The sequence below is a fragment of the Polynucleobacter sp. JS-Polo-80-F4 genome, assembly GCF_018881965.1.
GTDB lineage: Bacteria > Pseudomonadota > Gammaproteobacteria > Burkholderiales > Burkholderiaceae > Polynucleobacter.
In genome coordinates, this window is the sequence record NZ_JACVPI010000001.1 from 1,644,374 (window position 1) to 1,659,511 (window position 15,138).

A 15,138-nucleotide genomic window follows, 5' to 3' on the forward strand; every position below is an offset into this window, starting at 1 on the left:
AATGGCAAACGCTTCTCCTCAATCAGAAAAAGTCGCATTATTCCAAGACGCCTGGTATGGGGAGCCAGCCGAAGTGCATTCGGCAGGCGTTTCACAAATATTACAAGTCTTGAATCTAGATGAAGCGACATTAACTGCCGCTAGCAACATTGCACGCACCCACGGCAAAGAAGCGCTCATTAAGCTTATTGGCGAGGAGTCTGCAAAGTTACTTATTGGCTACCGTGGCTTACGTCAAGCACAAGGAAAGTTGGTGCGTGATGACGGTGGTTTAAGTGTCGCTGGGCAAGAAGAAATGTTGCGCAAAATGCTATTGGCATTTGGTGATGATCTAAGGGTAGTTCTTATCTATCTCGCTTCACGCTTACAGACCTTGCGCTGGGTTACCCAAGAAAAAATCGAGATGCCTGCTCCATGGGCGCAAGAGATTCTCAATATCGATGCCTCATTAGCCAATCGTTTGGGTATTTGGCAAATGAAGTGGGAAATGGAGGATTTAGCTTTTCGAGCGCTATCACCACAGACTTATCGCGAGATTGCCAAGATGCTTGATGCGAAACGCATTGAGCGCCAATCTTTTATCGATCAAGTTGTTTTGCAGTTGCAGGATGAACTTAAAGCAGCCCAGATCGAGGGCGAAGTGCTTGGTAGACCAAAACATATCTACAGTATCTGGAAAAAGATGGAAGGCAAATCACTAGACTTTGCCAATCTGTACGATGTCCGCGCATTTCGGGTGCTTGTCGATGATGTTAAATCTTGCTATGCCGTATTAGGTATCGTGCATAACGTTTGGCAGCCAGTGCCAAGAGAGTTTGACGATTACATTGCGCGTCCCAAGCCTAACGGCTATCAATCACTCCATACGGTCGTCATGAATGAGGATGGCACTGCATTTGAGATTCAGGTGCGTACGCAAGAGATGCATCAGCAAGCAGAATATGGATTAGCTGCGCATTGGCGCTATAAAGAAGGTGCATATGTTGGTATGGCCACGCCACCCAACCCCGCAAAGCCAAATAAACCGAGTAACAATCATCAACAAGGTACACATAGTGCAGAAGTTGCCTATGAGAGGCAAATTGCCTGGGCCCGTCAGCTTATCTCCTGGAAAGAGGATGCCTGGGAACAACTCAAGCACCATGAAATTGATGATCACATTTATGTTCTCACCCCCTTAGGAAAGGTGATTTCCTTGGAGAAGGGTTCTACGCCAATCGATTTTGCGTACGCCGTACATACCAATCTAGGTCATCGCTGTAGAGGTGCTCGTGTTGATGGCGCCATGGTACCTCTTGAGACCGCATTAAAAAATGGCCAGACCATCGAGATTATTGCCGTCAAACACGGTGGCCCATCAAGAGATTGGATTAGTCCCGATAAAAACTATGTTCGCTCGCAAAGAGCGCGTCAACGGGTGCGTGCTTGGTTTAATGCCCTGGATGATGAGGAAACTGGTCAGTCGACCAAGCTTCTTGATAGTAAAGCCGAGCCAAATCCGGAAATTAAGCCGACTACATCTCCACCAGAAATCGTCTTGCGCAGTAGCAGTCATAAAGCAGGGCGGGGTGGTGATGTTTTAGTGGTTGGGGTGGATTCATTGCTAACGCAGTTGGCACGTTGCTGCCGACCCGTACCTCCAGATTCCATTGCGGGATTTGTCACGCAGGGTAGAGGGGTTTCGATTCATCGTCGCACCTGCAAAACATTTAGGGGTCTTCTCGAAAGGGCGCCAGAGCGCGTAATACAAACTGCTTGGACAGCTTCGGCTGCTGATCCTGAGATTAATACGGACCAAAAGCGGGTATTTCCGGCGGACTTGGTTGTGACTGGATTGGATCGACCTGAGTTAATGAGAGAGCTTTTTGAGATTCTCACCAGGCAGGGCGTACATGTAATTGATCTACGAAAATCAGCCAAAAAAGGCCTTGCCCAGATCTTGTTAACGATTGAGGTGAAGGACTCTGAGATCCTTCGAATAGTGCAAAACAACTTGGAAGAAGTTAAGGGCGTCACCAACGTGCGCCGTAGGTAATTCGCCCTTTATCTTAAGCGCCAAGCAGGTGTGCTGGAGGCGTTATTTTTGCCTCTTGGCAGATTTTTAATTGCAGAGCTTTGATCTTGCGCGCGCTGTCATAAATGCTGCTACCCAATGTGTAGGATAAGCTGCCCCGCGGGTAAAACCATAAGCCTTCGAGATTTTCAATGGGTACAAGCCAAGTTAAACCTTCCATTTTGCTGCTGATATTAAATTCAACAAAGCTTAATGTGCGTAGATTTTTAAATTGGTTAAATGATGCAAGATCAAAAGTAGATTTCGCATACCAGCTGCCCGATGGTCCTGTTGCTTGTAGGTTGATCGATGGAAGAAGGTTTAAAGTTTTTAAGAGTGCTTTAGGCAAGGTGGCAGGCTGCTTGCCATCATCCTTCTCGGGGATGACTTCTAGGACATTAATATCAATTGTTAAATTGGGTATATGGATTAGGGCGCTAGCATTAGTGATCGATAGCGGCACCCCAACAAATTCTATGGAGTCACAGTGTTGCAGCCCCTCTAGGGATTTCAGTTGACTGCAGGAGTTGGCAATCACCTTCTTTACATTCTTAGGTAGATCACCTAATTCCACGAGTGACTTGCATTTTAGGATGGAAATAAGCTCTAGCTCATTACAATCCTTGATTCCATCAAGCTTAGTTAATGAATTGCTACCATCGCAAATTAAACTTTTCAGAGTCTTAGGTAGGTATCCAAGTGATTTGAGGAGTCCGCAATTTTTTAGGCTGATGGATGTCAAAGGGGGCGACCATGAATGCGGCATATCTTGTACGCTAGAGTCGCTTAAATCTAGCGTCTCTAATTTTTCCAAAGTGCCAAGGGGTTTTGCATCATGAAGCTCAGAGCAGCCATTCAAATAGATCGCAGTTAGATTGGGCATTGCTCCAATATCTTGCAAATTACTCAGTCCACTATTGGACGCAGTTAAGCTGGAAACATTGTTTAGGGTTCGAAGTCCCTGAAAATCTTTTAGGTTATTTGTGTATTCCAGTGATAGGCAGTTAATGGCGTCACCAATCGGTGGAAAGAAAGACAGCGACTTCAGTGATGAGCAGCCATCCAATGAGAAAATAATGCTATTTTGATAATCGCTTTTGCATTCAAGCGGAATATTTTCTAAACCTTCAAGGGAAACAAGGCCTTTGCAATTCTCCAGATCGATAGTTTTTAATAATTTGCACGCAGCAAGGGCTTTGATGGATGTTATGGCCTCACATCCATTTAAGTCCAAGGATTTCAGCGAGACGGCGCTCGATAGAACATCTATATTCGATAAATTTGTACAGCGTGTCAGATTGAGTTCAGTCAGATTGGGTGCACAAGCGCTGAGCCCATCTAGATTTTCAAGGGAATTATTTCCTTGTAAATCTAAGGATGTAATTTTGGGCGAATTATTCAGAGCAGATAGATCCTGTATGTAGATCGAGCTTAGGTCTACCTTATATAGGTTTGGAGCGTCCAGGCCATTGAGCGAGCTTAGCCCTCCAACCGCATTCCATCGACGCCCAGTAATATTCAGCGTGGTGAGGCTAGGCATCGGCCCAAAATTAGAGAGGTCAGGTGTTTTTTCATCTAACGGCGTAATTGAAAGTGACTCTAAGTTTTTTAGGCCCTCTAGATGGGGTGATTGCTCAGCAAGAGTCAAGTTCAATACTTTAATTTTCTCGCGCAATTTAGCAAAGGCGCTATTGGGATCGGCTCGCTGCATGAGGCCAAAGAGTGCAAAATCAAGATAGGGTTGAGCCGGCCCAGTACCGCTAAAGCGCTTTCCACGCACAAGCTCGCCATCTTTGACAGTTACATCTGCATATAAAATTTCTAAGCCTTCATCTACCCCACATGAAAGCTCAATTCCCATGAGTATGTCAGCGATATTTCTCGATGAGAGTAGCTTCCAGACCGACCCCACGTCTGATTTGAGGGGTTTCGCTGCCTTTGTTCGCGGCAAAAGACGGCGGTCATCAACGACTATGGCTTTAGGGTCTATGCCTGGTGGCAGGCTGTTGATGCGCTTGAGTGCTGGGCAGCTGCCTAATGAAAGCGCTTTTACTGGCGATTTCCACTCGCTTGGAAGTATTTCTAGCTTGTTGCACACCTGAATGGAAACGGAATGAAGATGTTCAAGTGCGCCTAAAGCGCTCGCATCTACCAGATTAGGGCAGACACTAATCTCCAATTTTTCAAGCAGCGTTAGGCCTGCTAATGCATTAAGGTCAGTGATTTGTGCCCCATGAATTTTTAGTTCTTTGAGGCTCTCCTTCGAGGCCTTCAGGCCATCAATATTTTTGAGCTTGAGAGCCTTATTGAATGCAAGCTCTGTTACATGGCTACTCAATGGTGGGAAGCCATCGAGAGTTGGGAGGGAAAGCAAGTTGTTTAGATGGATCGAGGGGTAGGGATCTTCGCCTGGTTCATCATTTGAATTCGCTAAGCTTTTAATGGGAAGCCCGCTAAGTGATTCAAGTTTTTCGCAACCACTAAAGTCGATCACTTCTAGGTGTTTCAGATTTTTGAGATCATCCAATTTGCTAATTTGAGTGCCGGACACTTCAAGGCGCACTAGCTTCTTGGCGTTTTGCAATGCTTTCAGAGAGCTGACGCCCTTGCAATAATCTAAACAGAGGTTCTGAAGCGAATTATTGCTAGATGTGAGTGCATCGATATTTTTGATATCTGAATTGCCCTTCAAGTCCACTGTGATGAGATTGGTGCAATTAGCTAGGGCGTCTACATTTTTCAATCCCATGAAAGGGGCTGAGAGGTCTTCCAACTTAGGTGCCTGCAATCCCTCCAGACTTTTCAATGTCGGCATTGCTTGCCCAAATGCAATATATTTATCAAGTTTCAGTATCTTCAGTTTGGCTAATAAACCTAGTGCCTGAAGATCTTGCCCTTCAAACTTGGTTGGAAATTTAAGTACAAGCTCTTCTAGTCCACCGAATGACTCTAGCGAAGGCACTACAGCAGCAATGCACGTCAGTTTTTTAATTGCCATCCGAGTTTGGTAAGCCGGAGTCCCTTTTTGGGCTAAACCCAATTGCTGTATCAGTAGGGTGTCTAGTAGAGGTTGACTCTTATCCGAGCCAGTAAAACGTTTCCCTTTGATGAGCTCCCCAGATGATGGGTCGATACTGACTTCATCAAGCAACCCCTCTAAGGGTTTTCCCAATGCAGCAGCCAGCCCTAAACCTTGCAAGAGCCCTTTGCCATCCTTTTCAAGGCAAAGCTTATAAATGCGGGATGCTTCTTGCTTTAAGGGCTTCAGGCGGCTTGCTGTGACTGGGGGCATGGGACCTCATTTAACGGGGGTAAGTGGTTTATCAGAAACTTGGGCTAACTTAGGATATCGCATTGGCCTCAATAGTTCTAATTTTGAGATAGATCTCGGCTTGTTGGCGCTAGAATTGAACCCATTCTTTATTAATCCAAGTGAGTCCATGCCATGGCCAAACCTATTATTGTTTCTATGTTGGGGAAGGATTATTCCTTTGCTCCCACGAAGGTAGATCGATCCAAAATTTATGGCAGCAAGAAGCGAGTGGCACTTGATCCGCAGGGACGCTTTTGTACGCGAGCAGCATTAAGTTCTGATGGAGCACATCTAGTCCTGACTGGCATGTCCGCACAAGGTTATTTTAGGACCAATGGTGTTATGGTGGGGCGCCAAGAAATGGTGGGCTTGGATCTCAATGGGAAAGTTGTGGAACCCATTCCATCTACCTTAGGCGTATCACAGGCTCTTGAAGGTCCTGTTAGCGGTTCTGAAATATTGGGATTAGATGTGGAGAGTTTGTACTATCTTGATCCCCTCGAGTCCGGTAGCGATTTGTTAACTAAGTTGCAAGCTGGCGAGATTTACAAATTTTCAATCAATTACACATCCGGCCTAGAGCTAGAGACTGCCTATCTGGTTTCCAATGACGAGGGGTGCTTTGCAATCGTTGGCAAGCCAGCTCTGCTGAACTGGATCGAGTCAGCCACATTATTTGAGTCGGTTGAGGTCAGTGAAGACGCTGATGATCTTGATTTTGAGTCAATGTAAGGAATAATAAAAAATGACTAACTCTATTCACATTGCAAACTCAAAGGGCAGAGATGCTACGGTTGGACTTTTGCATATTCAAGCTCCAGAAGGCCCTAAGATGGGCCTCCCTAATGAACGAATGAGCTTTCAGCGTTACTTGGCTGCGACTGAATCAACAACACACGATGCATTGACAAAGCAGTTTGGTGAAAACTACGCACAGCATCTTCTAGATGGCGACCCTGAGGTTGATATGGAGTCCGTAGGGTTGCGAATCGAGCATACCCAAACCGTATATTTGGACGGTGATCAAAAGTTACTCTATGTAGAGCCACAGTTCATTGATTTACTCTTAAATCCAGATGGCGCTGAAAAAGAGAGGCGCGCACCTATCGACGTTGATATGAATGTGGTTGCTGAGGTGCCAGTTCGTTTTTCAGGACGCTTAGTGCCCATACAAGATGCGGTGAGGCGCTTTGTCTTTAAGCGCAAACTTCAGTTGCACCATGTAGATGGTTTGACCTTTGATTTCTTGTATGAGATGGCAAAGGATTTAGAAGGGCAAAAGGCCTTGATGGTAATCGGTGCGGGAGATAAGGGTACACAACCACTTATTTTTCAAGCAAACGGTAAACCATATCGCGGCTTCTTGGAAGGCAAAACACAAGATAAAAGCTACCAGCTCGTGTTGCATCTGAGTGAGATGGAGTTAAAAAAGCCAGTCTCCTCAAAAAGTACCACTAGCGAGGGAGAGGCTTCATGAGTAATGCCTTAATTACTGGAGGCGATCCGTTCGGAGCGGGCCTTGCTAATGCCGTTTTGCAAGACTTGGATTTAATTGATCATCTGAGTTCTTATAAGAAGCGTATTGCCGGTAACTACCGCGCACTATTACCAGAGGATATTGGAACTCTGCCAAGCGGGGAGATTTTGGTGTCCACCAAAATTGATGGAGAAATGTGGTTTTTGATTTCTCACAAAGGAAGTGTATTTTTTTCTAATCCACACGGTAGGGTAATCGCTGGAAAGTTAGCAATACTAGAGTCTGCTGCTGGTTTGCCGGATAACACCATTATTGCCGGAGAGTTGCATGTCAAGGTTACTGAAGGGCGCTGTCGTGTTGGCGATTTATCTACTCTCATTGCACAGGGTAAAGATGCCGATTTAGACAGGCTGTGCTTTGGCGCATTTGATGTTGTCAAGTCGCAAGAGGCTGATACCCAAGCCGCTTACCCAGAGAGATTGGCTGTACTTCAAAAACTAATCAAACCCACTGGCAATGTATTTGTAGTTGATAGCGAGGAATTGGATCGTAAGGCAGTGTCTGAGAGATTTGACGCAGAAGTACTTTCAGGAAAAAGCGAAGGGCTCATTGCTCGATTAAATACTGGATTGGTTTATAAGCTAAAGCCAGCGATTACGATTGATGCTGTGATTATTGCCTTCACACCGAATGGTGACATGGTGAGATCAGTCCTATTGGGATTAATGACACCCGATGGCTTGATGCAAGTATTCGGGGGTTGTGGAAACTTAGGAAGCGACGAAAATCGTCGAGATCTTTTAAAGAAATTAGAAGCCCTAAAAGTAGCGTCACCTATTCGGTGGGCTAGTGAGACTGGTAGCTTATATTCATTTGTGAAGCCTCACATTGTTGCTGAGATCAAGTTAACTGATTTGCAGTCAGAGCATTCGGATGGAGCAGTGTCCAAGGCCATGCGTTTAATCTTTGAAGAAAATCAATGGAAAAACACAGGGATGGCAAGTTGTCCTCGACCTATTCATCCTGCATTAGTAAATTTGCGGGATGACAAGTCGGCCAACGTCACTGACATTCGAATGAGCCAGGTGGCGGAATATACAGCCGCTGAGGAGCTTAAGGTAGTCGGAGTCCAGATGCCCCCAAGCTCGATTATTCGTCGTGAAGTTTGGAGCAAAGAAACCAAGGGTGTTGTTGGGGTGAGAAAACTGCTTGTATGGAAAACGAATAAGCAAGATCTTGGCGCTGGATTTTCGGCCTATGTCGTTCACTGGACGGACTATAGTCCAGGAAGAGCGAGTCCATTAGATAGGGAAGTAAAGCTGGCGCCGGATGAAAAAACGGCCCTGGCTTTAGCGGACTCAATGGTGGAAGACAATATTAAAAAAGGCTGGGAAAAGTATTCTGGTGCTTAGGCTATTGCGAGCCCGATAATCCCCAATTAAGAATTCTGAAGTAATTATTCGAAAAGGTAATTTATGAGTGTCTACGGAGAAACATTAAACGCCCAGGATCTGGATGAGTTTTTGGTATATTTGCTCGACTCCAATCTTAAGAATGAGACGGAAACTGGCAATAGACCAACCCCTATTTGTATCTGGGGAAAACATGGTCTTGGTAAAACTGCTTCGGTAGTAGATTTTGCGAAGAAGCGTGGTTGGAAATTGGCCTACTGCGCTCCTGCTCAGTTTGAAGAGATGGGGGACTTTCATGGCCTGCCGATTAAATCTCAGAACACTAACGAGACAATCTATCTTCCGCCTGATTGGGTTCCCAAGGAGGAAGGTCCAGGAATCCTCCTGCTCGATGATATTAATCGTGCGGATGATCGAATTCTGCGTGGCCTCATGCAACTACTGCAAAACTTTGAAATGTTTTCATGGAAGTTACCAACAAAATGGCAGATAGTTTGTACTGCGAATCCAGAGGATGACGAATACTCCGTGACTTCGATGGACGAAGCGATGTTGACCCGGATGCTGCATACCAATATGGTCTTTGATGTAAAGGCATGGGCAGCATGGGCAGTGGCTAATAAAGTCGACTCCCGCGGTATTAATTTCGTTTTAACTTACCCTGAATCAGTCACAGGTAAGCGAACAACACCGCGCTCATTGGTTCAGGTGTTTTCGCAGCTTTCAGGAATAAGCGATTTAAAGCAAGAGATTAAGAAGGTGGGCACGATTGTTCGTAGTGGTCTTGATGAATCCACCGTCAGCTCATTCTTGGCTTTTGTTAATTCGGACTTAGAGTTTTTAGTCAGCGCCGAAGAAATACTAGAAGCTAGCTCATTTGATGAGGTGAGGCCGAAGGTGGTGGCTGCCTCTAAGGGTAAAGGGTCTACAGTGCGTCTAGATAGACTGTCTGTCATCTGCACGCGCCTGGTTTTAGCCATTGCTAGCGCGCAATACGCAAAACCTTCGGCTAAAAATAAAGCCAATATTGTGTCGTTCTTGATGATGCCGGAATTGCCGGCTGATCTCAGGTTCAGCGTGCACAGGGATATCGTGGCATTGCCGGACCAAAGGCCAACCCTAGTTCAAGACGCCGCTCTTGCAAAGTTAGTATTACAAACTGTCTAAGTCGTGGCAAAAGAATCAGTAAAAACAGGTCACGCAACCGCATCTAGTTTTGCGGACTTGTTGCCATTGGCACAAGCAGAGATTTCTAAGTGCACCGTTGATCTTATTCGGAATGAACCATTCTTTGGTCATATTCTGGGTGGTATGCAAAGGCATTTTACGGAGAGTATCGATACTCTAGCGGTTGGTATGCGTGGTGATGCCATTCAGTTAATGGTCAATCCACATTTTTTGCTAAAAGAGCTGACTAAAGGAGAGAATAGGGTTGCCGTCTTAAAGCACGAGGTGCTGCATATTGTTTTTAAGCATGTGTTCAGAAATAAAAACTTGTCGCACGATCCCATGCTTTGGAACTTGGCAACGGATCTTGTCGTTAATCAATATGTAGCACCATATCATTTGCCCGAAGGCGCCATATTATTAACAACCTTTCCTGATCTAGGGCTCAAGCCAGAAGATACGGCTGATAACTACTATGCTGCTTTGAAAAAGCTGCATGACGATAGCAATAAATCTAAGAAAAAATCCCAGGGGCAGAGTGGAGCCTCTGGTTCTGACTCATCTGGAAAATCCAAATCACCATTGAGCCAAAAAGCGCTGGAAGATATTATGGGCGGCCGCTCACCTAGCGATCATACTTTTTGGGCAGATTCGGATAGCCCAGATGTGGATGGAGAAAAAACGGGATCTAAAATTTCTAGCGCAATACGCGATGCCATTGAGCAAGTTTCAGAAGATCAAGTCATTAAATCTTTTGAGAGATCTCAATACAGTAAGTCGGCTGGCAAGACACCAAGCTGGTTAGAGCGATATATCAATGAGCTGATTGAAGCTCGTAAGCCAAAGTTAAATTGGCGCAATACGATTCGAATGTTTGCCGCGTCTAGCAGAAGAAGTCAGATGGTTGTCACTTCTCAAAGAGAGAGCAAGCGTTTTGAGGCATTGGATGGAATGCCACCCAATCCAGGTTTGAAGCTAAAGCGCTTTCAGAACATGGCTGTGGCAATAGATACCTCTGGCTCTATTGATCAAGATGCCATAGCAAGCTTCTTTGCTGAAATTCATGGCATGTACAAGCAAGGCGCAAACATCACTATTGTTGAATGCGATGCCGATATCAAGCGATCCTACCCTTATGTTGGAAAGATACCTTCCTTTGTTAAAGGTGGGGGAGGCACCAGCTTTGAGCCAGTCATGAAGTGGCTTAAGACCAAAGGTCAGCGATTTGATGGTTGCGTGTACCTGACTGATGGCGCTGCACCCGCCCCAGAAACGAGGCCTCCATGTCGATTGCTATGGGTGGTTGTCGGGGGTCCTGGTGGCGAGCATCTCAAGTTTGGACGTCAGATTGTGATTCAGTGATTAGCTGTACGGCTAATAAACGTCCTAAGTAGCGAATAAAATAAATGTTTTATTGAATAGAGTAGTATTTTTCATTCTTTCTGATTTCTAACGCGATAGTGCCGTCACCCAATGGGAAAATCCCCTGCATTCCTTGCCTGTAGAAAGTGCGATTCCGCTCAATTGGATCTGCATCGCATTTGCAAGACATGCGGCCCAGTAAATGGCCTATATCAGAGTAAACCCTTATTAGATGATGCTGAAGTTGAGATCATTTGCGAGAAATGCCACCACGCACTTGAATCTGACGGTCCGGTGCGGTTGCCACAAGCCTGTTTATATTGTGGTTCCACTGATTTAGGCTGGAGAGAACTTAAGACACTTCGGTGGGTCCAGAACCCCTCTGAGGCCGATATAGATGAATCCGATATCTGGATTAGTGGCGATTTTGATGGTAATTACAGCGGTTCTCTCAGAGGCGATTCTGGTGGGTTGTTAGACCAGTCACAAGCATTTTCCATACTCATTAATAACGGCAAGCTTTATAACCCTAAGCGCGTCAAGGGCCCACCTCTAAAAAGGCACTCTGGTGAAGTAAAACCTCTTTTTCAGAAAGAAGTTAATCCGGTTGAGATATGCGAGGGAGAGCCCAATTCACATTCGGTTAAGACTATATATATCGGTCAACTAGATGACTTTAGATTGCATGAATGGTCGAACCTGAGCGAAGAGGTTGATCGTGGCAAAGTCGAATCTTTGCTAGGTCGCATCTCTGGCACCGCTTACGCAAAACTAAAGTCACCGCGAGAAAAGCAAAAGACTGAGCCAGAAAATCATCAGCCCAATACCTCTCCTTTGTCTCCGCCTCCACCTTCTAGCAAGCAAGCGCTTGCGCAGAATCCTATTGGAACAATATGGAATAAGGTTGTTCAATTGGCCAAAGAGTCAAGCCAGGCAATGGTTTCAGGGAAACAGCAGCCTTTAACTGATCCTCAGTTGCCGCCAGTTCAAGCATGTAAAAAATGCAATTGGATACTGACGATCGGAGTATTTGTTTTGGTTTGGGTTGCCTGCTCTTTGAAGCATGCTGTTATAGCAATCATCCCGTTAATCGCTATTTGCTATCTAGTAGATAAATTAAATGAAGACCTAGCTCCATCACTGAGTTGGAGTGATCGTATTTCTAATTGGGTCAGTGGACTTTTTATATTGACCGCACTTGTCATTCTGATTTTCTTTGCGATTCCCGATGTTTCTCGTCAGGAGTGCAGTACTAACTTCCCATGGTGGTTATGGTCTATTGCATTGATACTGATTTTTACTAGTCTTTTGAAGCGTTGCTGGCCCTGGTTCTTGATGGTAGTTATTTGGGTATTTGCAATCTTGATTAATTACTCTGGCCCATGCTTTTCTCATGTGTCGACAGAAAAGACATCTGAAAAAACACCAATTGCGCAGGTTATTAAGCCCAAAGAGGACGAGACCAAAAAGCAAGAAACCGGGCCCAGCAAAACCCAGTCTATTTTGGACAATATTCAGCGCGTAACCGACCGGGTTGTGAAGAATATTGATGATAATATTAAGAATGTTACTTCTTCAGATGAAGATGGTAATTTAGTCGCTGACAGTAAAACCAAGAGGGCTGATTTGGATATGGCGGTAAATAATCCGAGCAAGTATTTTAGTTGTCCGGACAGCACTCATAAGGTTGATGTTTACGATATTTATATCGGTGGAGCGGCTTTATTCCCATTTAATGACGATCAATTGAGTCCAGATGCAAAGATTTATCTCGATAAGCTAAGGCAATTAATGGCACTAAGGCCGGATGCCAAAATTATCTTGACTGGCAATTCAGATATCACTGGATCGGAAGACGTGAAGTTTCAAAAAAGTTTGGGTCGCGCCAATGCCTTAGCAAATTGGCTAGTTGAAAATAATGTGACGACGATGGACAAAATACAAGTCAAAGGGGCTAGCGATTTAAATCTCTATGTTCAAAATCCTAAACCCGAAATGCAAGCATTAAACCGCAGGGTTGATTTGCGTATTGATTGCCCAGCAACGCGATGATTGAAGTAAAAAATAAATGTTCAGATTAAAAACTCCAACAATGCCATTTAGGGTATTTTCTGCGCCTAAGTTGCTAAGCGTGGAGTCGCTTTACTCAATTACCGTTCCCAAGAGTTTTTTGATTGCCAAGGTAAAGGTAGTGGGGTGGGGCGCATTACAGGTGCAGATCAGTAGCGAAAGCTCGTCTTGGAGTGAAAAACTCAGATTCTTTGGTGGATCACAAGAGTATGAGATTGTTATCCCAGTAAATTCAGTAATGATTTTCCACGTTGGAAATCTTTTTGGAATGAAGCAATCTAAATACATTGCTAAGCCTAATATTGATCAATATCCCGAGACTCAGCCTTTGCTTTCCCAGGAGATGGTAGGGCTCGATGACTTGGTAGGCTCAGTTCATCATGATTTGAATGCACTGCCGAAGGCAGAGATTCAAATTAATAGCAGCCCCCTGCGTTTTGAGCTTAATCATGAGGTACTCAAACCACAAATGATGAGATTTAATGTCGAATTAACTCAGGGTGCCATGGAGTCTCAGATTAATAGCAGTGCAATCAAAGTAATGTTGGAAGAATTTCAAGTGCCGCTACTAGATACGCAAAAAGTAGGGCGGCAAATGGATGCTGAATCAGAGCTGGCAAAAATGCCTCGATCGATTCGCTTGTAAAAAATTAATTATTTAAAGAATTTATATTCAGAAGGAGAATTTCATGGCTGTAGATAACAAATTAAAGTTAGGTGATTTGGACGACTATAACTATGAATTTGGCGAAGAGGCTCCTAATGATGCCGATACCTTCACACGATTCCGTTATTGGTTGCAAAACAAAGTGGAGGGTATTTTGTATTTTGCGGCTGGCGTTGATACACAACTACTTCAGAACTGCCCGCATTCAGATAGAGTCAAGGAGCAGTGCATCGGAGGTACTGTATTGGCAACCGCGGTACTGGCTTTCTTATCAAGCTCCTATGCCTTTTATATTGTCTTTTCTCCAAAAGTTTCTTTGGCTATCGAGACGGCTAAGGCACCAATTCACCTTTTCACTTGTGTCGCGGCCATTTTCTTCGGGTTAATTTGGGCGGCAATGATCTTTAACTTGGATCGATTTATTGTGTCCTCTACCGGCCATGGAAACGGCAAGGAGAGCATTGACCGATCTGAGATCTTTCAAGCAATGCCTCGTATTTTGATGGCCCTTCTCATTGCAGTAGTCCTTTCTAAGCCATTAGAGATCAAGATCATGGCTACCGAGATCGACAGCGAACTTCAGGATGAGCAAAAGGCCTGGATTGATAGCACTGAAAAAGAATATCGACATGTTTTTGATGAGCGCCAAAAAGCGATTGAGACAAGAAAATCTGAGTTAATAAAGCAACGCGATGAGAAAAAAGCTGAACTTACGCTTTCTGACGAGCGAATTATTCAGCAGCAACAAGAGTTGCAGTGTGAGATTGATGGTACTTGCGGTTCAAAGCAAAAAGATTTTGGGCCGGCTGCCAAGAATAAAAAAGACAGGCTAGAGTCACTCAAGCAAATTAGCGAAGCAAAGCATGCTTCCTTAGAGCCTGAAATCAAATCAACACAAGAGCAGTTAGATGGTCTTGAGGGTGAGTTGAAGTCTTTGGCTGCTGAGCGCAAAGCAAATAGAGATGTACTCACAGAACAAGCTGCCAAAAAGAATGGTCTCATTAAGCGTATTTTGACTGCACACGAGCATTATTTCTGGAGCGGGACCTTATTGTTTTTGTTGATGGCCTTTTTAGAGATTGCACCGATTCTCTTTAAGATGATGCTAAGACTCAGTCCATATGACTATATGCAGGAAAACATTAAGCAGAAAACACTGGCTGCTAAGGGTATTGATCTTAATGAGCAACTAGATAGTCCTGCGGACGGAAAAGATAAGAACATCGAATTGAAGGACGCAAAGTATTACGAAGCTGATTTGCTCAAAGAAAATCAAGTTGGCAAGCTAAAAATCGAGCAAGAATTAACTAAGGTTGCACAGCAGGAATTTTTAGAAAGAGTTAGGGCGGATATCAAAAATAACCCTAGCAAATATATCCGCCAGAACCCACTTGTTGAAGATGGAGCTACAGTTGCTAGCTCTTCTGATGCTACAGGCTGGAAAGGTATTCGTAACTCTGTAACTGAGTGCGCTGAATCCTTAAAGACGGAAAATGCTGGAAAGAGCTATAACTACGGTATTGGTGATTGCATGAAGTCTATCGCCGCTATGAAAGCAATCTCAGACAAGAATAAGTCAGCTTAAGAAGGGTATTTCTTGGCTTATAGACATCTAAG

General features: G+C 44.6%; 10 protein-coding genes. 9 read left to right on the forward strand and 1 reads right to left on the reverse strand.

The genetic code is table 11. The features are described 5' to 3' along the window. The first annotated feature begins 1 nt into the window (after position 1). Positions 2-2,035: a bifunctional (p)ppGpp synthetase/guanosine-3',5'-bis(diphosphate) 3'-pyrophosphohydrolase gene (locus ICN20_RS08465; RefSeq protein WP_216239537.1), complete on the forward strand. Its 2,034-nt coding sequence runs from the start codon at positions 2-4 to the stop codon at positions 2,033-2,035. Positions 2,036-2,048: 13 nt separating this feature from the next. Here the strand turns inward: ICN20_RS08465 and ICN20_RS08470 are convergent, their stop codons facing one another. Then, positions 2,049-5,345, reverse strand: a complete 3,297-nt coding sequence (locus tag ICN20_RS08470; protein ID WP_216239539.1) for a hypothetical protein — start codon at positions 5,343-5,345, stop codon at positions 2,049-2,051. Positions 5,346-5,498: 153 nt separating this feature from the next. Between ICN20_RS08470 and ICN20_RS08475 the strand changes: the two genes are divergently transcribed. From ICN20_RS08475 to ICN20_RS08510, 8 genes are all read left to right on the forward strand, one after another. Further along, on the forward strand, positions 5,499-6,098 hold the full coding sequence (locus ICN20_RS08475) for a hypothetical protein (RefSeq protein WP_216239541.1): 600 nt from the start codon (positions 5,499-5,501) through the stop codon (positions 6,096-6,098). A gap of 13 nt (positions 6,099-6,111) precedes the next feature. Continuing rightward, positions 6,112-6,843: a hypothetical protein gene (locus ICN20_RS08480; protein WP_216239543.1), complete on the forward strand. Its 732-nt coding sequence runs from the start codon at positions 6,112-6,114 to the stop codon at positions 6,841-6,843. After that, the gene (locus ICN20_RS08485) at positions 6,840-8,255 is read left to right on the forward strand and encodes a hypothetical protein (RefSeq protein WP_216239545.1); all 1,416 of its coding nucleotides are present in this window, start codon (positions 6,840-6,842) and stop codon (positions 8,253-8,255) included. The genes ICN20_RS08480 and ICN20_RS08485 overlap by 4 nt, the downstream gene beginning before the upstream one ends. A gap of 63 nt (positions 8,256-8,318) precedes the next feature. Then, positions 8,319-9,422, forward strand: a complete 1,104-nt coding sequence (locus ICN20_RS08490) for an AAA family ATPase (RefSeq protein WP_216239546.1) — start codon at positions 8,319-8,321, stop codon at positions 9,420-9,422. A 3-nt stretch (positions 9,423-9,425) separates the two neighbouring features. Further along, positions 9,426-10,784 (forward strand): VWA-like domain-containing protein, encoded by a 1,359-nt coding sequence (locus ICN20_RS08495; RefSeq protein ID WP_216239555.1) that lies wholly within the window; start codon positions 9,426-9,428, stop codon positions 10,782-10,784. Between the two features lie 111 nt (positions 10,785-10,895). Then, positions 10,896-12,836, forward strand: a complete 1,941-nt coding sequence (locus tag ICN20_RS08500; protein WP_216239556.1) for an OmpA family protein — start codon at positions 10,896-10,898, stop codon at positions 12,834-12,836. Between the two features lie 16 nt (positions 12,837-12,852). Next, positions 12,853-13,500, forward strand: coding sequence for a hypothetical protein (locus ICN20_RS08505; protein WP_216239559.1), 648 nt, complete (start codon positions 12,853-12,855; stop codon positions 13,498-13,500). 43 nt (positions 13,501-13,543) lie between these two features. Then, positions 13,544-15,106, forward strand: coding sequence for a DUF4407 domain-containing protein (locus tag ICN20_RS08510; RefSeq protein WP_216239560.1), 1,563 nt, complete (start codon positions 13,544-13,546; stop codon positions 15,104-15,106). Positions 15,107-15,138: the final 32 nt, after the last annotated feature.